This is a genomic window from Arenibacter arenosicollis, assembly GCF_014397245.1.
Classification (GTDB): Bacteria; Bacteroidota; Bacteroidia; order Flavobacteriales; family Flavobacteriaceae; genus Arenibacter; species Arenibacter arenosicollis.
Map to the genome: position 1 here is coordinate 1 of NZ_JACLHY010000037.1, position 20,745 is coordinate 20,745.

General features: G+C 38.6%; 19 protein-coding genes and 1 riboswitch. Of the genes, 13 read left to right on the top strand and 6 right to left on the bottom strand.

All coding sequences use genetic code 11. From position 1 onward, the window contains the following. The first annotated feature begins 211 nt into the window (after positions 1 to 211). The 8 genes from H4O18_RS20940 (at position 212) to cysI (ending at position 7,621) form a co-directional block, all read left to right on the top strand. On the top strand, positions 212 to 406 hold the full coding sequence (locus H4O18_RS20940; protein WP_187588328.1) for a hypothetical protein: 195 nt from the start codon (positions 212 to 214) through the stop codon (positions 404 to 406). A gap of 140 nt (positions 407 to 546) precedes the next feature. Continuing rightward, the gene (locus H4O18_RS20945; protein WP_187588330.1) at positions 547 to 1,170 is read left to right on the top strand and encodes a Pr6Pr family membrane protein; all 624 of its coding nucleotides are present in this window, start codon (positions 547 to 549) and stop codon (positions 1,168 to 1,170) included. A gap of 4 nt (positions 1,171 to 1,174) precedes the next feature. Next, positions 1,175 to 1,603: an META domain-containing protein gene (locus H4O18_RS20950; protein ID WP_187588332.1), complete on the top strand. Its 429-nt coding sequence runs from the start codon at positions 1,175 to 1,177 to the stop codon at positions 1,601 to 1,603. A gap of 100 nt (positions 1,604 to 1,703) precedes the next feature. Continuing rightward, positions 1,704 to 2,147 carry a hypothetical protein gene (locus H4O18_RS20955; protein WP_187588334.1) on the top strand — a complete coding sequence of 148 codons (444 nt, stop codon included), beginning with the start codon at positions 1,704 to 1,706 and terminating at the stop codon, positions 2,145 to 2,147. Between the two features lie 134 nt (positions 2,148 to 2,281). Next, a complete protein-coding gene (locus H4O18_RS20960) occupies positions 2,282 to 3,175 on the top strand; it encodes a LysR family transcriptional regulator (RefSeq protein WP_187588336.1) in 894 nt (297 codons plus the stop codon). A 228-nt stretch (positions 3,176 to 3,403) separates the two neighbouring features. Beyond that, a complete protein-coding gene (locus tag H4O18_RS20965; RefSeq protein WP_187588338.1) occupies positions 3,404 to 4,039 on the top strand; it encodes a peroxiredoxin in 636 nt (211 codons plus the stop codon). Between the two features lie 19 nt (positions 4,040 to 4,058). After that, the gene (locus H4O18_RS20970) at positions 4,059 to 5,879 is read left to right on the top strand and encodes an assimilatory sulfite reductase (NADPH) flavoprotein subunit (RefSeq protein WP_187588340.1); all 1,821 of its coding nucleotides are present in this window, start codon (positions 4,059 to 4,061) and stop codon (positions 5,877 to 5,879) included. A 41-nt stretch (positions 5,880 to 5,920) separates the two neighbouring features. Beyond that, positions 5,921 to 7,621, top strand: a complete 1,701-nt coding sequence (gene cysI, locus H4O18_RS20975) for an assimilatory sulfite reductase (NADPH) hemoprotein subunit (RefSeq protein ID WP_187588342.1) — start codon at positions 5,921 to 5,923, stop codon at positions 7,619 to 7,621. Positions 7,622 to 7,805: 184 nt separating this feature from the next. On the opposite strand, the gene H4O18_RS20980 is transcribed toward cysI, so the two are convergent. From H4O18_RS20980 to H4O18_RS21000, 5 genes are all read right to left on the bottom strand, one after another. Next, positions 7,806 to 8,735, bottom strand: a complete 930-nt coding sequence (locus H4O18_RS20980) for an endonuclease/exonuclease/phosphatase family protein (RefSeq protein ID WP_187588344.1) — start codon at positions 8,733 to 8,735, stop codon at positions 7,806 to 7,808. Between the two features lie 24 nt (positions 8,736 to 8,759). Beyond that, positions 8,760 to 9,998 (bottom strand): alkaline phosphatase family protein, encoded by a 1,239-nt coding sequence (locus tag H4O18_RS20985; RefSeq protein ID WP_187588346.1) that lies wholly within the window; start codon positions 9,996 to 9,998, stop codon positions 8,760 to 8,762. A 189-nt stretch (positions 9,999 to 10,187) separates the two neighbouring features. Further along, positions 10,188 to 11,033 (bottom strand): DUF1735 domain-containing protein, encoded by an 846-nt coding sequence (locus tag H4O18_RS20990; protein WP_187588348.1) that lies wholly within the window; start codon positions 11,031 to 11,033, stop codon positions 10,188 to 10,190. Positions 11,034 to 11,068: 35 nt separating this feature from the next. Then, positions 11,069 to 12,841: a RagB/SusD family nutrient uptake outer membrane protein gene (locus tag H4O18_RS20995; protein WP_187588350.1), complete on the bottom strand. Its 1,773-nt coding sequence runs from the start codon at positions 12,839 to 12,841 to the stop codon at positions 11,069 to 11,071. A gap of 25 nt (positions 12,842 to 12,866) precedes the next feature. Beyond that, positions 12,867 to 16,112 (bottom strand): SusC/RagA family TonB-linked outer membrane protein, encoded by a 3,246-nt coding sequence (locus tag H4O18_RS21000; protein ID WP_222942490.1) that lies wholly within the window; start codon positions 16,110 to 16,112, stop codon positions 12,867 to 12,869. A 167-nt stretch (positions 16,113 to 16,279) separates the two neighbouring features. On the opposite strand from H4O18_RS21000, the gene H4O18_RS21005 reads away from it, so the two are divergent. Further along, on the top strand, positions 16,280 to 16,888 hold the full coding sequence (locus tag H4O18_RS21005; protein WP_187588352.1) for a TetR family transcriptional regulator: 609 nt from the start codon (positions 16,280 to 16,282) through the stop codon (positions 16,886 to 16,888). Between the two features lie 2 nt (positions 16,889 to 16,890). Here H4O18_RS21005 and H4O18_RS22615 read toward each other — a convergent pair whose 3' ends face one another. After that, positions 16,891 to 17,136: a CBU_0592 family membrane protein gene (locus H4O18_RS22615; protein ID WP_425489143.1), complete on the bottom strand. Its 246-nt coding sequence runs from the start codon at positions 17,134 to 17,136 to the stop codon at positions 16,891 to 16,893. A gap of 643 nt (positions 17,137 to 17,779) precedes the next feature. Continuing rightward, positions 17,780 to 17,875, top strand: a riboswitch (TPP riboswitch). A gap of 61 nt (positions 17,876 to 17,936) precedes the next feature. Between H4O18_RS22615 and H4O18_RS21010 the strand changes: the two genes are divergently transcribed. From H4O18_RS21010 to H4O18_RS21025, 4 genes are read left to right on the top strand one after another with little or no spacing between them, the layout of a single operon-like run. Continuing rightward, positions 17,937 to 18,659, top strand: a complete 723-nt coding sequence (locus H4O18_RS21010; RefSeq protein ID WP_187588354.1) for a class I SAM-dependent methyltransferase — start codon at positions 17,937 to 17,939, stop codon at positions 18,657 to 18,659. Then, the gene (locus H4O18_RS21015; RefSeq protein ID WP_187588356.1) at positions 18,660 to 19,715 is read left to right on the top strand and encodes an AIR synthase family protein; all 1,056 of its coding nucleotides are present in this window, start codon (positions 18,660 to 18,662) and stop codon (positions 19,713 to 19,715) included. It begins immediately after the preceding gene. After that, a complete protein-coding gene (locus H4O18_RS21020) occupies positions 19,706 to 20,353 on the top strand; it encodes a thiamine phosphate synthase (RefSeq protein ID WP_187588358.1) in 648 nt (215 codons plus the stop codon). The genes H4O18_RS21015 and H4O18_RS21020 overlap by 10 nt, the downstream gene beginning before the upstream one ends. Continuing rightward, positions 20,350 to 20,634, top strand: a complete 285-nt coding sequence (locus tag H4O18_RS21025) for a Trm112 family protein (RefSeq protein WP_187588359.1) — start codon at positions 20,350 to 20,352, stop codon at positions 20,632 to 20,634. The genes H4O18_RS21020 and H4O18_RS21025 overlap by 4 nt, the downstream gene beginning before the upstream one ends. The last annotated feature ends 111 nt before the right edge of the window (positions 20,635 to 20,745 follow it).

A 20,745-nucleotide genomic window follows, 5' to 3' on the forward strand; every position in this document is an offset into this window, starting at 1 on the left:
TTAGGTATGATACTTTAACTCCAAATATTGTTATTTATTCTGTTTAATCGACAATAAATCCGTGTTTTTTCGTTGAAATGGTGGACTTTCCAACTACAGCTTATCCTGAACTCCAGTTTATTTATCACGACCTCTGTGCTCGTTTTCCGGTAAGCCGGCACATTTTTATATTGGCTTATCAGGGCCTGGATACAATGATGAAATCAGGTTGATGGGGGCCATTTGTACCGAATTTGTGGAAACGTCGATTGTAAATGTTTTGGGTCAAGGAGTGGACGATATTCAATGGCCAGTAATACTCGATTTGAAAAAGAATATATATTATCATTCCCACGATGCCCATTTACAAGGTTATTCTGCAACCATGGGGTGGAAGGAAATACTAAGGTTCAAAACAAAGGATTAAGGTCACAAATCCAGTTGCCATAAATATCCTTGATTCATTTTCCATATTGTCTAAATTTTCAGAATTTATATATTTATATGATAAAATGTTGGTTTATAACCAATAATTTATCGTTTCCAGATTTCTGTAATTCAAGGTATATGAAAAGAAAATTAATAGCTATAGGACTAATTATGTGTTGGTTCGCGCTAATTGGCCAATTTGTTTTATTAATATTAAATAGACAAGCGGGGATTCCCGAAACCATTATTCGTTTTTTTAGTTTTTTTACTATTTTGACCAATATAATGGTAGCGCTATATTTTACAATGTCCTATATCAATTCGAAAAAGAATCCCCTTAACCTTTTTATATCCGATGGAGCCTTGACGGCTTTAACCACGTTTATATTAATTGTGGGTTTGGTCTATCAGGTTAGTTTGCGACATATATGGAATCCTACAGGCTTACAATTTGTGGTGGATGAATTACTGCATACGGTTATCCCTATTTACCTTTTAATATATTGGTTCCGTTATTCCAATAAAAATGACCTAGAAACAAAATCAGTCCTGTACTGGTTACTCTATCCAATGGTATATATTACGTTCATTTTTTCAAGGGGATATATTTCCGGGTATTATCCTTATCCTTTTCTTAATATCCCTGAAATAGGTATTCAAAGTGCTTTATTTAATATTGGCATAATTTTGGGGGTATCCATATTGATAATGATATCACTCATCATCACCGGTAATTTTCGAAAAAATTTGATCAAAAAGTAAATAGATGAAAAAGAATTACATTTTAATTTCAACCTTTTTAGTTATGGTTATTGGTTCATGTACAAGTACCAAAAACGCCAGCAACAATGACCTTTACAATTCATTATGGGAATTGGAGTATATTTCCGGAACACGGATTGCCTTTAATGGTCTGTATCCTGACAGGAAACCGGTAATCTCATTTAACAAGGCCACAGGAAAGATTACTGGAAATAACAGCTGTAACGGTTACAGTGCCGATTTCACAATAAAAGGAGATAACATTGACATAGGTGAACCAGGGCCTACCACCATGATGTTCTGTGGTGATGGTGAGCAACAATTTTTGAAAATGATGAAGAACATAAATACCATTGGTATGGATAGGGAGGGCAAGCTTTATTTAATGATTGGGGAAATACCAATGATGAGATTTAAGAAAATAACACAATAGACCTTTAATTATATATTCCAGCATTTGACAGCTAAAAATACTTTCTGAAATGTGTACCAATTTGAATATGATAAAGACAGCTTTAATATATTTAATATTTATGATCACAGTTTCCTGTAAGATGGAATCCAAATCAGAGATCGATCGATCTGGTGAAGATGTAAATTCTACTATATTGGAGAAGGCCCCTTCGACAGAATTAAGTATTGGATGCTATGGGTATAACGACAATGGGAATCTAGTAGTAATGGATATTACAGAAATTGAAGATAGTATAAAGGCGAATCTGGATATTTCCTACAATGAAAAAGACGCCAATCATGGCACATTTTCAGGTAAATTAAAAGGTAATAAACTCATAGGGACCTACACCTTTATTTCCGAGGGGGTGGTTAGCGAGAGAAAAATGGCATTCCTACATAAGGATGGGCAGCTGATAGAGGGGTTTGGAGAACTTAACGAAACAGGCACTGATTATATAAATATCGATAATATCCAATATACCTCCAAAATGCCTTTATCCAAAATGGATTGCAAAAATTAAAGAGATTGAACAGGAACAGGACTTCCCTAATCTTTCGAGCTTTACAATAATCTTTTTAAGCCCCCCAATTACATCTTCCTGTCAATTTTTTAATGCAGCAGTTTTCCATACTAAAAATATGAGTAATATTGTATATGTTCGATTTTCGTCTAAAAGTATTTTATACGGTTGCTAGAAGGCTCAATTTTACTAAGGCCGCAGAAGAATTATTGATATCCCAGCCTGCAGTCACCAAACATATAAAGGAGCTGGAAAGCCAATTTAATCTTGCACTTTTCGATCGAAGGGGAAACAAGGTTGTTCTTTCTCCTGCTGGAGAAGTACTTCTGAAACATACCGAAAACATACAAGAGATCTACCGGCAAATAGAATTTGACCTAAACCAGTTCAATGAGGCATTTAAAGGTGTTCTTCATGTGGGTTCCAGCACTTCAATTACCCAGTACATATTACCGCCACTACTGGCACGGTTCCACAGCATCCATCAAGATGTGAAAGTAGAGCTGCTCAGTGGTAATTCGGAACAAATAGAGCTGGCCCTGCTGAACAAGAGTATAGAACTTGGCGTTGTTGAGGGCAAGTCCAAAAGACGTGAAATCCACTATACCCCATTTCTAAAGGATGAGATCGTCCTAGTATGCGGCAGTAAAAATCCATTGGCTTCGAAAGAGGAGATAAGACCGGAAAACCTGAAAAACATTCCCCTACTTTTAAGGGAACCTGGATCAGGGACCTTGGAAGTCATTGCCGATGCCCTAAAGCAAAAAGGAATCCGACTTGCCGACCTAAAAGTAGAAATGCAATTGGGCAGTACGGAAGCAATTAAATCCTACCTACAACACTCGGATTGTATGGCATTCGTTTCATTACACGCCATCATTAAGGAGCTTAAAAGTGGTGTCCTAAAGATCATAGAGATTAAAAAGCTACCTATCCACAGGCAATTCTACTTTATAACTCCCCAAGGTCCAGAAGGAGGGTTATCCTCATTGTTGATACAATTTTTAAGTCGAAACCATAATTTTTAATTATTAGTAGTTATTGTATTGAATAATAATATACCCTCTATTTTCCAACACTGTATTCTTTATTTAAATTAACTTCTCACTGTATCCTTCCCAAGCTTCATAACCTTAGGTTATCGTAAATTAATATTTGCAATTGGCGATTGATCATAAACCCCTGTAAATTTGTTTTGGAAAGGCAGCAATAATATTGGCAAGCCGCCTTGATGTATAACTTTAAAAATATATGATATGAGTTTGAGAATTGGCGACGATGCACCGAATTTTAAGGCGCAGACCACAGAGGGTGATATAGATTTTCACCAATGGCTGGGCAATAGTTGGGGGATACTATATTCACACCCGGCTGACTACACCCCTGTGTGCACCACGGAACTTGGTAGGACCGCACAGTTGAAAGAAGATTTTGCAAATAGAAAAACCAAGGTGCTTGCAGTGAGTGTTGATGACCTGGACACGCACTTTGGCTGGGTAAAGGACATCAACGAAACCCAAAACTGCAACGTGGATTTCCCTATTATAGCTGATACAGACAAAAATGTAGCTACCCTTTATAATATGATCCACCCCAATGCCTCTACCTCTGCCACTGTAAGATCTGTTTATTTTATTAGTCCGGACAAGAAGGTACAGGCAATTATAACCTATCCTGCCTCGACGGGGAGAAACTTTGCTGAGATTCTTCGAGTAGTAGACTCTTTAAAACTTACAGCAGAACATAATGTCGCCACCCCAGTGGATTGGGAAGTTGGACAGGATGTAATTATTCCACCTGGAGTGAAGCAAGAGGATGTCGAAACCAAATATCCTAAAGGTCATCGTATTGTTAAACCCTACTTGCGATATACTCCCCAGCCCAACAAATAATTATAATTTATCTAATAGCATGGAATTAAAAAAGGGATTGGGTAGGGGACCGTTCAACGATGATCAAGCAGGCAAACTCAAGATAGCTTTGTCCGGACTTGATTCTGGACAACTTCAATGGCTCAGTGGTTATTTTGAAGGACTTATCCAAACATCATTGAATAAAACCACTGTGGAAAGTCTTCCTTTAGGTTCGGACCCAAACGTTGATGGTAAGCTTAAAGCCGAAAAAGTGCATATCCTTTTCGGGAGCCATACTGGCAACAGTGAAAGCTTGGCCAAGGATCTCCATGCACGTGCAAAGGATATGGGAATTGATGCTGTGATTTCCGATATGGCTTCCTTCAAAACAAGGGAACTTAAGGGCATCAAAAAATTGGCAGTAATCGTGAGCACCCATGGATTGGGCGAACCCCCGGTACAGGCTGAGGACTTCTACAATTACCTTCACAGCAAAAAGGCACCGAACCTGGCCCATGTACAATTTTCGGTTTTGGCCCTAGGTGACAGCAGTTATCTAGACTTTTGCCAGACAGGTAAGGATTTCGAGGCCGTACTCGAAAAATTGGGCGCTCAGAAAATTGTTCCTCGCCAAGATTGCGATGTGGATTATGCAGATGAAGCGGAGACTTGGCAAAAGAAGTTTCTAACCGCTATAATTCAGACCAATGGCCAGAATATCGCCCTCCAAGTGCAGGATCTTCCCAATAACCAGGTCAATGGCCCCCAATATTCCAGAAAAAATCTTTTTGAAGCCACCATTCTTGAAAAAATTAACCTAAATGGAAAAGGATCCTCTAAGGAAACCATCCACCTGGAATTAGATCTGGAAGGGTCTGGAATAAAATATGAGCCAGGCGATGCATTGGGGGTTTATGGTGCCAATTCCCCTAAACTAGTTCAGTCAGTGTTGGAATCCATAAATTCATCAGGTAAGGAGGAAGTGGAAACCCATGAAGGTAACAAAACCCTATATGATGCACTAGTGTATAACTATGAACTTACCCCACTATCAAAAACCACGCTTTCCGGATATGCAGAATTAACTGGGGATGAAGGGCTAAAGAAAATCCTTGGAGACAAAATTGCACTTCAGGAATACCTTTCTGGACGTGACTTCTTGGATTTAATAAACGAGGTACCCTATAAATTATCTTCTAAAGAACTGATTTCTGTTTTGCGAAAAAATACAGCGCGAATGTATTCCATTGCTTCGGCACAGGAAGTGGTGGAGGATGAAGTACATCTATTGGTTTCGGTTGTCCGTTATAACGCATTTGGCAGAAATAAGGATGGCCATTGTTCATCCACCCTGGCAGATAGGCTTGAGATTGGAGATAAGGTAAAGATATTTGTGGATAAAAATACACGTTTCAAACTACCCAAAAATCCTGAGGCACCAATTATAATGGTCGGTCCCGGAACTGGGGTAGCACCATTCAGGGCGTTTATGCAACAGCGGGAAGTATTGGAAAGAAAAGGACCTTCCTGGCTTTTCTTTGGTGACCGGAATTTCACGACAGATTTCCTGTATCAAACAGAATGGCAACAATATATGAAGGAGGGAGTATTGACCAAGGCAGATGTTGCCTTTTCGAGGGACCAGGAAGAAAAATACTATGTACAGCACAGAATGTTGGAGAACGGCAAGGAGCTTTTTGAGTGGTTGGAAAAAGGAGCGCATTTTTACGTTTGCGGTGACGCACAAAAAATGGCCAAGGACGTGGATATTGCCTTAAAACAAATTATACAGCAACAGGGAGGAATAACTATTGAAAAGGCAGAGGAGTATGTTAAAAATCTTCAAATTGCCAATCGTTATCAAGCAGATATCTATTAAGATAGCTTCAAGTGAGCTATAATGTGAAGGAAAATGTATTTATGGAAAAACAATCGAATTACAAGGAATTATCAGAAGATGAACATATCAAGGACAAGAGTGATTTTCTAAGGGGAAGCATAAAGGACAGTCTAAAAGATCCTTTGACGGGAGCTTTATTTCCCGATGATGTCAAACTTATAAAATACCACGGTTCATATCAGCAATTCGACAGAGATCTGGAGAGCGAACGAAAGCAGAAGAAATTGGAACCTTTATACCAGTTTATGGTTCGGGTAAGAGCTGCTGGAGGGGTAACTACCCCTCAACAATGGTTGTCCCTCGATGAACTATCGGACTTACATGGAAATGGCACCATTAAATTAACTACCCGGCAGTCATTTCAGTTTCATGGGATATTAAAGCGTAATTTGAAACCCACTATTAAGGCCATCAATGAAACATTACTGAGTACCCTAGCTACTTGTGGCGATGTGAATAGGAACGTTATGTGCAATCCTAACCCTTACCAATCCCAAATCCATGAAGAAGTGTACGGACTTGCAGGAGAGTTAAGCGATTATTTTCTTCCAAAGACCACGGCGTACCATGAAATATGGTTGGACAAGGAAAAAGTGGCGGGAACTCCAGATTTTGAACCTTTGTACCAGCCCAACTACCTTCCAAGAAAGTTCAAAATAGCCATAGCCGTTCCGCCCAATAATGATATTGATGTTTTTGCGAATGACCTAGGACTTATTGCCATTGAGCAAAACAACAAAGTATTGGGATTTAATATTTGTGTAGGAGGTGGATTAGGCAGTACGTTCGGAGTTCAGGAAACTTATCCTCGCCTGGCCGATGTTATAGGTTTCTCTCCAAAAGAAAAAGTGTTTGAAGTAGCTGAAACCGTTATAGCTATCCAAAGGGATTTCGGCAACCGATCTGACCGTAAGTTATCGAGATTAAAACATACCATAGACGACAGGGGACTGGAATGGTTTGTAACGGAACTTCAAAACCGATTGGGGTGGAATCTGGCCAAACCGAAATCCTATCGATTCAAATCAAACGGAGACGAATATGGTTGGGTTAAAGGAATCAATAATAAATGGTTTTATACCTTGTTTGTGGAACATGGCAGAGTAAGGGATGAAAATGATTATCAACTGAAAAAGGCCTTAAGGGAAATTGCCAAAATTCACACAGGGGATTTTCGTCTAACTGGAAACCAAAATCTCATTATTGGAAATATAGAGGAAGGCAAAAAGAAGGGCATTGAAGCCATTTTGGAATTGTATGGCGTAGGTAATCATCCTAAACTAACGGGACTGCGCAAGAGTTCCATGGCCTGTGTAGCATTGAACACATGTGGATTGGCTTTTGCCGAAGCAGAGCGTTACCTTCCTTCCTTAATAGATAAACTGGAGGTAATTATGAGAAATAATGGCCTGGAGAACGATGAAATCAATATTCGGATGACAGGTTGTCCAAATAACTGTGCGAGATCATCACTAGGGGAAATAGGTTTTGTGGGTAGGGCAATTGGTAGATACAACATGTACATGGGTGCAAGCCACAACGGTGACCGATTAAATACCCTATATAAGGAAATGTTATCCGAGGAAAATATTTTAGAGGAATTAGAGCCGATTATAGAAGCATATGCCCAGGATAGGTTAGGGGAGGAGCATTTTGGAGATTTCGTAATCAGAAAGAAAATTGTTGAACCAACAGATCGGCCATTACGGGTTATGAACTAAGAGCATTGTTTTTATGAAACCAACTCAAAAAGCACTAGGGGTGAATTTCATAGTTCCTATTATCTCCTGAGATAATATTATCTTTATTGTCGATGGACGATACGTTATTCGGACAACTACATACCGGTAAAAAAACTAAGGAATTTAGATATTCAGAGTCAACAATTTTAAATTCAAATATTAATCAATCGGGAATATATATTCTAAAAGTGGTGACAACAAACCCATGATCGGATGGATAGGTAATCATCTTTCCATTTATAGAAAAAGGCTCTGCAAAAAACACTTTATAAGATTCAGATTTAATAGCCTCTAGTCTTGCACCTTTGTAAAATATATAATCTATCCTATGATTATCGTTCCTGCCCTTGGTATGCCATGTAGTCCCAGGATGGCTAATCGGATTAGGATTCAAGGTCCGGTAGGTGTCGATCAACCCAATGTCTTCCAAGATTTTGGTGGAATACCAAGGTACCACCAGCCCATTGTGATTTTTTTTAGTCTCCTCTCCCCAATCTAAATGCGAAGGCGTGTTTAAATCACCACCAAAAATCATTGGTATAGTATTGGCTTCTGAAGCATATTTTTCAAGGTGGGGAAGTACTTTTTGAATCATTTCATATTTGGTTTCCGTCTTTTCCCATTCCAAGAGCTCTGCTGTAGTTTTTCCCAAATTTTCGGGCTCGTCCGCCCAAGGTAAATAATGGAACCAATTGGAAAAAACACGTACTTTTTGTCCTTTTATCAATATCTCTCGCCCTCCTAAATAAAACGGGAAACCGGTATCGATTCGCTCTCCGAAGGGATATTTGGAAAATATGGATAGATTAACACCCTTGTCGTCCGTAGCAGTGCCCTCGGGAGCTATCAAATGAAAATTATATCCCAAAGAATCAGCGATCATTTTACCGGAACCATAGGTCTCCACCATCAACAGTACATCTGGATTAATTTCACTTATTATCTTCACAACATTTTGGGAGCCGTTGGCAATATCGTTGCCCCCGTGCAAAATGTTCCAGGCCATGACCTTAAAGGTGGTCGGTGGTTCCTGTGTCTTACAACCAAGGATAAAAAAAATTAAACCAAAATAGTAAAGTGAATTGCTCTTCATTATTAATATGTTTCTATGTTTTGGTTATTTCTTGATTACCCATGAATTTATAGCATTATTTTTGCCTTCAAGAATTATCTTATTAAAATTTGAGGGATATCCCGATAGGTCTAGAAAGGCCCTTTGCGACTTAATTTTGACTTTTTTTAGTAATCGATATTCATCTTGGCCTCCTTGGTTAAAATTATTTGTGGAGGAAATCCAAATATTAAGATTGCCCCTCTTCTCGTAAGCATCCCAAGTAAGCTCAATTTTATTCCCTTCAAGAACACCCTTTGCATTTGCAACTGAAATAGGACCTGTTAATGGTACGCCATCAATTTCCCATAATTGTTCTTTTTTTGGATGGATGTCCATATTACGCAATATCGTCGGCAATATATCTACAACCCCTGGTTCCGCTCTTTCAAAATACGAATTTAACCCTTGTGCGCTGGTAACAATCCATGTGCTACGCTCCCTGGTACTTTGTCCACCATGTCCTTTTCCATTTTCCTTGGTTCTACCATGGTCCGTTGTAATATATATTTGCCAGTTTTCGTTATAAGTATCCTTCCTGTACTGCATGGCTTTCCTCAATTGGCCAATTTGATTGTCCATTATTTTAACAGCATTATAAAATTGATCGCTATCACCAAATTTGTGTCCCATGTCATCTGTATATTCCAAATATACCCATGAAAGGTCTGGGGCCTCTTCCTTGATATATCGGGAAGCTTCCGTTACCACATGTTCATCTATTTTATTAATATAGGAACGGTCTTCATCATGCGGGAAATTTATAGTATCGTGTTCAAAACCATCATAGTAATAATCTAGTTTAAGATTTCCGGTCTCCTTAAGGTTTTCCCCTACCAATTTGGTTCGATTGTCTTCCCATGTGGAGAACACCGCAGTTTTCAACTCGGGACGGTATTCCTTGGCATATCTAAAAACAGTCCAATAATTATAATTGGGATCTTTAATACCGTTTCCCCATACATTGTGTTTATTGGCCCAGGTACCAGTAAGTAAACTGTTGTAACCTACTGCGGATATGGTAGGTGTTTGGGAATATCCGTCTTTTTCGCCCCCTACATAGGCACGGGTATATCCACCTACCTGGGATATGATATCCAAATTGGCGGTCGGAATCTTTTCAATAACATCAGCTGGGATTCCATCTACAATTACAAAGACAACTTTTGGATTGTTTTTGTTTTGGGCAATTCCCATAAAACTGAAACAGCCTATTATTGCTAAATACTGTATTGTTTTTATCATTTTTATATTCTTATTGTATTAAATAATTACTGTTTTTGATTACCGTATTGGAATACCTTTTTGAACCAAAGGTAAATTACCTCCTATATTATATTTTTTAGTGCTTTGAATTCATTTATCAACGATAAAGATGTGATTTCCCAGGAAACCACATCTTCGAAAACAAAAACTAACTCAATCAACTTTTTATTAAGGAATGGTAATTACATTTTGGGAGGTATACCAAAAAACCCAGGAACCTCCGGATTCATAATAAACATCAATAGCTACTGTAATTTCTCCAGCGCAAATATTATAGGTCCCCGATCCATTTTGCCTAAATTCATAAACATAGCCATCATTATCAGTTCCTGCCGGGTAATTTTCAAATGTAGCCGCACCGGCCGTGCCTCCTTCCACGGTTGGAGTAAGGGTTATTCCTAGGCTGGCATTCGGAAATGCCCCGTAATCAATGAGGTTGCCCGTTAAAGTAACCATAGAATCCGTCACCGTGCCGATCACGGTTTGGTTACCTGCTGAACTCATTAAATTTGGAGAATTGAAAATACTTATAGTCTCGCTACATTCATCATCTGTAATTTTTAAGGTAACCGATTTATTGGATTGATTTACAATCCCGACACCAATATCAATCTTCGGATTGCTTACACTTTCTATTTCAATGGTCAAACTTCTTTCCTGATCACTGTTCAATAAATTGTCCACAATATTTATGAGTAATGGCTCCGATTTTATTTCCCCGGCCTTAAAGGTGACAGTTGTATTCTCTACCTTGTAATCAATGTCCTTTTGAGCATTATTTTCCGTAATCTTGACGCTGACCGTGAAATCCTCCTCCAACACACTGCCATCATATCTAAGGTAAACTGGATATGCTTCGCCATTATCTGTGGAATATGTTTCCAGCACTGTTATTTGAGTTGCTATGAAGGATACAAACTTGTATTTTTCAAAGTCGTAATGGGTTACGTCTTGCTCACAGCCTAAACTTATAAGGAAAATAAATAAAAGTATTATGGATTTTATAGTCTTCATTGGTTTATTGTTATGATTGATTTTTATGGAATTATTTACCAGCCCATTATTTGTTTCAACTGTGGGTTAAGCGCAACTTGGTGGGCAGGTATAGGGCGATAATAGTATTTGGGTTCGACAAAGTTGGGCTGATCTACCGAAGTGACCATGTTCCCCGAAGTTCCGTTGGACAAAAATAAACTTGCCCTACTATCGCCAAAGAAGCCTGCCTTGTAATAAATTAGATCAACCCCTAGGGAATTAGTTTCTTTTGGTGATGGAATATCTTCACTACTGGAAATAATACTGATGTCCACAACACCATCACCTGTCATATCATATTTGCCAAGTCCTGAAAAATATAGGCCCTGTGGGATTATTTCCAAAATCTTACCGGCATGCCATCTCATGAGATCGTCAAACCTAAAGGATTCTGCAGCAAATTCTACACGTCTTTCCCGACGTATTTCGAGAATAACCCCTTTGTTGCTACCTGAAACATTTGGAAAATTATCTTCTAAAATTGGATCTGTATTGCCATTGGCTATAGATAAATCCAAATTGGGCAAACCGGCCCGCGCCCTCAACTTATTTATGCTTATATCCAAATCGTTTTGTTCAATAGTCCCCAATTCGGCCTTTGCTTCTGCATATATTAAGAGTGCTTCGGCATACCTGTAAACGGCAACATCGACCCCTGCACTTTCCACCGTATTGTTATAACCTTTCAATTGATGGTATCCGGTGAAATTTTTGTTCAATTCCAATACATATGGATTTGTACTACCCGCGGCTATCCAACCAGGATAGACAAAAGTTTGTGAAAGACGTGGGTCCCTATTCTGAAATTCCTCTACAAAAGTGAAGGTATCCGATCCTACTTGTTCACTAAATCGGGTACCATCGGACATTAGGTAAGAGTCCATCAAGGCCTTGGAGGCACTTTGCTCATAGTTACCGAAGACCGTGCCGTTACCACTTGTTTTCTTTTTATCAACATCATAAACGTTAACGAGGATTGCCTCGGAAATTCCCGACAGATCTTCAGAATTAAACAAGGCCGAATAGTCTTTATCCGGGTTACCTGTATTATAGATTGCAAAATTTCCTGAATCCATCAATTCCTTTGCCGCATTCATAGCCATTTCAAGATATTCATTTGCAGTACCTTGTAAATTTAGTTCAGCATGATATTTCCTGAAGGTACCCTCGTATAATGCAATTCTTGCTTGTAGCATAATCGCTGACCACTTGTCTATGTTACCATATGCGACCTCTTCCTTGATATGCTGGGAAGCAAATTGAATATCGCCAATAATACTATCCACTACCAACGCTCTTGGGTCTCTTGGTTTATATAAGGATTCATCTTCGGGGTCCAAAGTTTTTGAATACCAGGGAACATCTGAATACCTTTTAACTTTATCGAAATAAAATTCTGCCCGATAATATTTTCCAAGTCCTTCAAAATGTAATTTGGCATCTGCTTCTATTTCGGCCTTTACAAAATTTTCGAGAAAAAAATTGATACTCCTTAAACGGCTCCAAGACCAGCCAGTGCTAATGTTTTCCGAACTTGGGCTACCAATGATTATATTCTTGATTTCTACCGCGCCCGTGGTTGCCATGTCATCTGTTCCCTGATCTCCTAAAAACATTCCGTACCCCGGAAGGGAGTGAAGGCCATTGATATACAATTGTAGATCAGATTCCGAATTAAAGAAATTGTCCTTGGCCAATGATGACTCGGGATTGGTATCCAAAAAATCATCGTTGCAACCCGCAAGTGCCAAGAAAAAGACTAATATTAATTTATAACTATTTTTCATTGTATTATTTTTTTTGTTCTACCATTTAAAAAGTAAGATTCATACCAACCGATAACTTACGATGAAAGGGATATGCATATCCTCTACTACCAGTTGCTTCAGGATCTATATGCTTTTTTATGGATGACCATTCGTATATATTCTCCCCCGTTATAAAAAATCTCAATTTTGATATATGCATTTTTCTGAGTAAATCATTTGGCAAGGCATAGCCTATAGTTATATTCTTTAGCCGTAAATAAGCAGCGCTTTTTAAATATTTGGTTTGGGGAATATCCAGACCTGCTCCGTAATTGGAATCGGCCAACCAGCTTTGTAAAACGGGATATTCCGCATCGATATTGGCATCGGCCAAACCTGCATCTATATAGGATTGTGAGTGTTGGGCTCTTAAAGCGTCGTTATCGGCGGTACCTCTGTAAAAATCCAATAGATGATTGTACATATTGGCATAAGGTTGCTGATATGGACCCCAGAACAGGTAATTGGTTGGATAATAATCCCTTCGGCCAACGCCTTGTAAAAATCCACTGACGTCAAAACCCTTCCAGGCCATGTTCATATTGAAGCCTATTTGATACCTAGGGCTGGAATTCCCAATTAATTTCAGGTCTTTGGGGTCATTGGCAGATTCACCGCGTAATATCTTACCATCACCATCCTGGTCAACATATTTGGGCCATCCGGGTACAATGGATAGGGCTCCCCAAGGAACTATAGCCGATTCATCCAGATTGGCTATCTCCTCCTCGTTTTGAAAAAAGCCATCGTTTTCCAATCCCCAAATCTCACCAACTTTAGCCCCTTTTCTCCATTGGGAAAAGAGTTGTCCGTCATTATCAAATCTAGTAATCGTTGTTTCGTTGTCGGATAGAATTAATGAACTGCCAAAATCAAATGCACTTCCTCCCAAAATTAGACTGTTTTTATATCCAAGTGTAAATTCCCATCCATAGGTTTGAAGGTCTGCAACATTGGCGCTGGGTGGGTCTGTGCCCAGTACTCCAGGTAATTCCTGACTTGGTGTAAGCATCCCTATCGTATTTCTTATATAATTATCCAAAGAAAGGTTCAGGGAATTATCAAAGAAACCCAGGTCCACTCCGAAATTGGTAGTAACCACTTTTTCCCAGGTGTAGGTATTTGGGTTTATACCTAATCCAGGAGCGTAAACGGTTTTGGGGTATTCGCCATCTATTAAATACCCGGATTGTCCCGTGGACATAGTGTTGATATGCCCGTAATTACCCACATTTTGATTTCCCAAGGATCCTCTGGAAATCCTAAATTTCAAATGATTTATTACATCGCTTATTTCCTGACTAAAACCTTTGCTCGCGATCCATGCCAGCGATAACGATGGGAAAAAGCCATATCTATCTTCCTTTGGAAATCTTGAAGAACCGTCATATCTACCATTGAGTTCCAAAATATAACTTTCATTATAGATATAGTTCAATCTTCCAAAAACACCGTTCAACGCCCAGTCGGAATAGGCCCAACCAACCGTTTGCTCCCCAGTGGCCAAAGCAAGGTTTGGGAGATCTGATGAAATAAGATCATCCCTATTGGCCGAGAACCATTCATATTCATTTACCTCTTTATTGTAACCGGCTATGGCAGTAAAATTGTGTTTGTTGACTTCTTTGGTGTAGGTCGCATAAAGGTTGATAACATTGTATTTATTCTCACCCAAGGATTCATAGGCATAATCTTCACTTACCTGTTCCCTAACATCGTTGGGGCCATAACCTATTTTATATTTGGTACCATCCCAATGCCTACGATCAAAATCCTTTTTGAAAGTGTGTTCCGCAGTAAGGGTTAAGGCCTTATCAAATAAATAAAGGTTTAGCTTGTTCGTGGTTTGAATTCCTGTTTCTGTAATGGCGGTTTTACCACCATCGATCATTCGTGCTGCGGCATAGCCGGCATCCGTATTTGCCCATGTCCCATCTGGATTTTTTACAACTTCGGTGGGCCTTATATTATAAATATTTGTTATTCCATAGGTTGGCAAGTTTCTATTCGTGAAAGACAAAAAGGTATTATTTTCAAAATCCATCCACAAATAAGGCGTTATCGAGACTTTTGATCTAATTGCATTACGCTCCCATGAATCTTCCGCCAACCTATTTAATCCGTTTTCCAGAGTGTGGTTTCCGGAAACATAGTAACTTATAATCTCCTTTTTTTCGCTATTGGGGTCTACTATTTCCTTTTTCCCACTAATAGAAATATTGTGGTTTTGTGAGAAAGCAGCGCTATTAAAAAAGTACTCGTTCCAATTGGTATCACCCATATATTGCCAACGGTTGGGATTTTGGGGATCCAACCTTACATTTGGTACTGTTGGGTCATTGGAACGATCTCTGGCCCAGGCGTAAGTTTCATCGGAATAATTAACATAATCCCAAGGCGTATTATTAGTTGACGTATCCAGCAACCTCGAAAAAATGTATGGATCCGTTATGGGGTCTGGGGTGATAGTCGGTTTGCCCCATATAAAAGAGTTTGAATAGGTGATTTTACTTTGCCCTCCCTCCTTGGTGGTAACCAAAACTACCCCAAAAGCCGCTCTAGCACCGTAAATAGCAGCGGAGGAAGCGTCCTTTAATACGGAAATTGAAGCAATGTCGTTGGGATTCATACGTGTAAGATCGCCTTCCGATGAAGGTACACCGTCTATCATGATCAACGGGCTACCACCATTAATGGAGGTGAAGCCCCGAATATTGATGCTAGCCGTACCCCCAGGAGCCCCATTGGCAAAGGAAATATTTAAGTTGGCCACTGTGCCTTGTAATCCTTGGGATACATTTGCAATAGGCCTATCCTCTAATTTTTTCATGTCCACGACCGCTACTGAGCCGGAAAGATTAATTTTCTTCTGCGTTCCGTAACCCACTACAACGACTTCATTCAGGGTCTGGGAATCCGGGATCAATAAAACATTGACTGTAGATTTGCCCTTGGTCGTAACTTCCTGGGCCTCAAAACCCACATAGGAAATAATTAGAGCGGCTTCCCCGGACGGAATCTCAATACTGAAATTGCCATCAAAATCGGTAACTACTCCTGTTGATGTTCCTTTTACCAATACACTTGCTCCAGGTAACGGTTGGTTGGTCTCAGAATCCAATACTAATCCGGTAATTGCCCTGACCTGGGCAAACGAGTGCTGCCCCGTAAATAGCATAAAGACAAAACCGATCAAGATTTTAAGTAATAGCTTGCTTTTGACAAAGCAATGGCTTTTTTCTTTTTTCATAAAAACGAATTAAAAATTTAAACTATTTGGTTTTGGTTAAATCAATCGTTTATTCCCATGAAACGGAATAACGAAAAGCCAAAGTAATAAAATAAATTGATTGAATGGTCGATCAATTTAAAATTTTTGTATTATTATTGTTAAGATTATATTAACTTGTGCAGCTGATGGGAAGAAAAAGCTTAAAGAAAGAACGACAATCGGAAATTATCGAAGCCTTTTACAAGGTGGCGAAAAGGGAAGGGCTAGAGAATGTTTCTTTAGCCAAAGTGGCTACGGAAATGGATGTAAACACCAGTTTGGTATTACATTATTTCAAATCCAAGGAGGAACTTCTGTTTGGGTTGATAAATTTTATTTTGGAGCGCTACAAAAAGCTTTATACTTCTGAATATAATAAAGAAAGAAAGGGTTCCCGGTTGGTAAGCATTATAAATAATTTGTTTTCCAGAGAATGGAACGAACTTGTAGATGACGGGGTTTTCTATAGTTGTTTCGCCTTAATTTTTAGGGATGAAAAAATAAAATTAGCATATAAGGAACTGCACGATTATTTAAGGTTATTGCTGGCAGAAGTTATAGAAGAGGCCAAAAATAATGGAGAGGTGAACATTGGTAATCCGAAAGAAACAGCTGATTTAATATTTGTAATTGTTGAAGGGGCTTACTACTATCTTTCCCTATTTGACCCCAAGGATGAGGAAACAAGAAAATTGGAACGGTATAAACAGGCCGCCTTTGATATCTTACATATTGGAACAACCATCAAATCCTAAAATTAACCCTTTTTCCTCTTGATAATTTTGATAGTGGCATAAATACCGATAAACATCCATATCAGGTTGGTAAAAAGATTAGGCCTATCTTTTGTGTCAAATGCACAAATAACCAAACACAGGCCCCCTGCCACATTCATTAATTGATAAAGAATACTTTGAGCATTCAGTCTATTAGTGCTCAATAGGAAGTATGAAATAATAAATAGAGCAGATCCGGTCCACCCAATAATTTCAAATATATTCAAATAGCTTATTTTTAGAGTGGTAAGATACTTCGAATTTTAATAATCTTACTTTTCCAAATCCCAAATTAATTATGTATTACGATTCATATCTTAATTAAAATAAAAAAACACTACATTTTTAAAATCCATTTGTGCGTCCTAGGTTTCGCTCACTTAGAACTAAATTAATAAGATACACAAAAGGAGAAATTTACATTAAACTTTCAGAATAAAACAGAAATTATCAAAAAGTCAATATGTAAATTTAGATGTTTTGAAGATAACGGTTTTTGAATAGTTCAACGCCATTTTTTTATATGAAACCCACTTAGAAAGAACAAGCTCATTGGCCTCATCCCATACATGGTTGGTAAAGCTTTTCAAATATTTGGCCATAATCTCCTTCTCTGTACTTAAAGTTAATAAAAAGGAAGGCTCACATTAGGCTCACTATTTTTTTGATATCAAATTTTATCGAAATGCAATCCAATAACTGTAAATAAATATATTATGATGCCATTAGCACTGATTTGTAGTGTGTGATTGAAGTCTTATATGTACAATTCTTATAGGCACTCTCAATAGAAACTTAACTACCTAAACTTACCTTCTTGAAACTTTTAGTATAGCTAATAATTTTAAATTTTTATCGTACATTTATCAACACAAAAGCACGGGGTGCCTGGTTAAAGCCAAGCTGAGATAATACCCGAAACCTGATTTGGATAATGCCAACGTAGGGATGCAAACTAAAATATTCCATTTTAGGCTCCATTCCTTGGTACTCCAGAGAATGGAGTTTTTGTTTTAAAACATATAAAATGGAAATACAAAAGACAACTTCAGAACTTATTCCTCAGGAAGACCAAAATTGGCAAAACAGACCAGAATGGTTTTTTAACAGAGAACATACCGATACCTACGAACAATGGTATGAAGGCAGATACAAGCGAGCCGAAATATGGCAGAAAAAAGTGATGGAACAATTAGTGTCAAAAGACAAACGTGTTAAAACATTATTGGAATTTGGCTGTGGCACAACGCGTTTTACCCGCTGGTGGAAAGAGATAGGCATAGAGGCAACTGGTGGTGATATATCACCACTTATGCTTTCCCAGGCGGTACACTTATTTGACGGCGACCTTGTTATGGCCGACTCTCATCATATGCCTTTTAAAGACCACACCTTTGATTCCCTTGCATTTATTACCACATTTGAATATTACAAGGACCCTGTGCAAGTAATTCGTGAGGCTGCACGTGTTGGGAAATATGGAATTGCAATGGGAATGATGAACAGAAATTCGACCAAGGTGGTGAGAAGAAGGATACAAGAAGTATTTGGCATGAATCCTTTCTATTTGACCGCTACCTTCTATACGCCGGAAAAACTTACCAAAATTATAGAAGAGGCTCTTCAAGGACGCGATTACTCCATTGAATGGACATGTACGGGCCTACCTAAATGGTTTCCGTTTCAACAATGGAGTCTACCTTTCGGGGATTTTTTCGGATTGTACATCAAACTAAACGACGTAAAATAAATGAGCGAGAAACTTGGGAAAATAGACCCACATGTATTTGAGCAGTTTATCAATAATAAATGTGGTCTGAATAGGGAGGAAGTAAGCATTGGTCCTGAATTTGGTGTTGATGTCTCCATTGTAGATTTGCCCGGAACAATGGCCATGGCCATGACCAGTGACCCGCTGACCCTGCTTCCAAGCATGGGTTTGGAAGAGTCCGCTTGGCTATCCGTTCAATTGATGGCAAATGACATGGCAACAACGGGATATGCCCCCATGTATGGGCAGTTTGTTCTAAATCTACCGAGTACTTTTTCGAAATCCGATTTTCAAATATATTGGGATTATATTCACCGCTTTTGTTCCAAAATCGGAATTGCCATTACGGGTGGGCATACTGGTTTTATCGAAGGACAAAATTCGACCATAGCAGGGGGTGGTACATTTATTAGTATTGCTCCTAAAAATAACATGTTGGTTTCTAAATATGCTAAGCCGGGCGATGTGGTCCTTGTGACCAAATCATGTGCTATTTCTTCGACTGCAATACTTGCCATGTGCTTTCCTGAAACGGTCAAGAACAAACTGGGTCCTGAAGTGCAACAACTGGCATGCGCCACTTTTTATCAAACATCTTCCCTTGAGGACGCTCTGGCCGCAGTAGGACAAAACCGCGAACATAACGATGTAACCGCCATGCACGATGTTACGGAGGGAGGGGTTTTGGGGGCAATATATGAATTGGCAATTGCCTCCGACAATGGAGCTTTTATATATAATGACAAACTACCCATTGGCAATCTACAAAATGAAGTTTGTCACTTGTTTTCGTTAGATCCCCGTTACTGTATTGGTGCTGGTTCCATGATCATCGCCTGTAAAAAAGGAAGTGCAAAAAAAGTTATCAATCGCCTGGCCAAGGAAAATATCTTCTGCTCAAAAGTGGGTGAAATAGTCCATAAGCACGAAGGTGTAAAACTCATTACAAATGATATAGCAAATGACTTATTGTACAATGAGAACGACCCATACTGGGCGGCATTTTTTAAAGCATTCAATTCGGGATGGAAATAATTGGGAGTGAAAAAAGAACCATGGGTTCCGGTATCTATTTGATTATCGACCCTTCGATGGACGAATCAATTCTATTGAATAAATTAAAATTATGTCTAAGAGAAAAACTCGCTGCTGTTCAGATTTGGGATAATTTTAAAGATGACCAAAACATAATTGAACTGATCAATAAGATTTGCGAACAATGCCATGCTAAAAATGTTCCAATATTGGTAAACAATAGATGGGAACTGCTCAATAGTTCCTTATTGGATGGAGTGCATTTTGACGTAATCCCAGAGAATTATACACAAATAAAAGGAAGCGTTATCCAACCTTTTATAAGCGGACTTACGTGCAACAATGATCTAACCCACGTGGAATGGGCAAGTAGGAACAAACTCGACTATATCTCATTCTGTTCCATATTCCCTTCACAAACGGCCAACAGTTGTGAAATTGTAAATTTTAGTACCATCCATGATACCACAAGAAACTATGGATTACCCATCTATTTATCTGGTGGAATAAAACCGGAAAACATCCATCAACTAGATGAACTTAAATATACAGGAATTGCCGTGGTATCAGGTGTTATGAGTACAAACAAACCCAATGAATCCATTAGAAAATATTTAGAAAAATTAAATAAAAAATGAAAATAGAAACTATCCATAAACTTTGCTGTCCATTTGACAAAGCGGACATTAGTCTAACAGAAATCACAAAAGATGTAAATGATAATATATTGGAAGGCTTTTTTGTCTGCTCATCCTGTAATCGATTATACCCGATAGTAAAAGGAATACCGATTATGAGCCCGGACGAATTTCGTGAGTTTAAACTTGAACGACCATTGGTCGAAAAATGGCAAAAACATTTGAAAGGTAAGACATTTGAAAATTTTCGCCTTACCGAGCCTCTACCAATAGAAAACTAGATTAGAATTATCCCTGATCAAACAATGATGTAAAAGTTTTCCTTCTACAAAATGAACAAATAATTAAAATGACATAAAAAAATATCGGGGGTATGCCCCCCGATATTTTAT

Coding starts and splice junctions, on each gene's coding strand:
- H4O18_RS20985 (WP_187588346.1), bottom strand. CDS start 9,998: ATGATAAAAACAATACAGTATTTAGCAATAATAGGCTGTTTCAGTTTT.
- H4O18_RS21020 (WP_187588358.1), top strand. CDS start 19,706: ATGGAAATAATTGGGAGTGAAAAAAGAACCATGGGTTCCGGTATCTAT.
- H4O18_RS20990 (WP_187588348.1), bottom strand. CDS start 11,033: ATGAAGACTATAAAATCCATAATACTTTTATTTATTTTCCTTATAAGT.
- H4O18_RS21025 (WP_187588359.1), top strand. CDS start 20,350: ATGAAAATAGAAACTATCCATAAACTTTGCTGTCCATTTGACAAAGCG.
- H4O18_RS20955 (WP_187588334.1), top strand. CDS start 1,704: ATGATCACAGTTTCCTGTAAGATGGAATCCAAATCAGAGATCGATCGA.
- H4O18_RS21005 (WP_187588352.1), top strand. CDS start 16,280: ATGGGAAGAAAAAGCTTAAAGAAAGAACGACAATCGGAAATTATCGAA.
- H4O18_RS21015 (WP_187588356.1), top strand. CDS start 18,660: ATGAGCGAGAAACTTGGGAAAATAGACCCACATGTATTTGAGCAGTTT.
- H4O18_RS20960 (WP_187588336.1), top strand. CDS start 2,282: ATGTTCGATTTTCGTCTAAAAGTATTTTATACGGTTGCTAGAAGGCTC.
- H4O18_RS20980 (WP_187588344.1), bottom strand. CDS start 8,735: ATGAAGAGCAATTCACTTTACTATTTTGGTTTAATTTTTTTTATCCTT.
- H4O18_RS21010 (WP_187588354.1), top strand. CDS start 17,937: ATGGAAATACAAAAGACAACTTCAGAACTTATTCCTCAGGAAGACCAA.
- cysI (WP_187588342.1), top strand. CDS start 5,921: ATGGAAAAACAATCGAATTACAAGGAATTATCAGAAGATGAACATATC.
- H4O18_RS20995 (WP_187588350.1), bottom strand. CDS start 12,841: ATGAAAAATAGTTATAAATTAATATTAGTCTTTTTCTTGGCACTTGCG.
- H4O18_RS20950 (WP_187588332.1), top strand. CDS start 1,175: ATGAAAAAGAATTACATTTTAATTTCAACCTTTTTAGTTATGGTTATT.
- H4O18_RS20945 (WP_187588330.1), top strand. CDS start 547: ATGAAAAGAAAATTAATAGCTATAGGACTAATTATGTGTTGGTTCGCG.
- H4O18_RS20970 (WP_187588340.1), top strand. CDS start 4,059: ATGGAATTAAAAAAGGGATTGGGTAGGGGACCGTTCAACGATGATCAA.
- H4O18_RS20965 (WP_187588338.1), top strand. CDS start 3,404: ATGAGTTTGAGAATTGGCGACGATGCACCGAATTTTAAGGCGCAGACC.
- H4O18_RS21000 (WP_222942490.1), bottom strand. CDS start 16,112: ATGAAAAAAGAAAAAAGCCATTGCTTTGTCAAAAGCAAGCTATTACTT.
- H4O18_RS20940 (WP_187588328.1), top strand. CDS start 212: ATGGGGGCCATTTGTACCGAATTTGTGGAAACGTCGATTGTAAATGTT.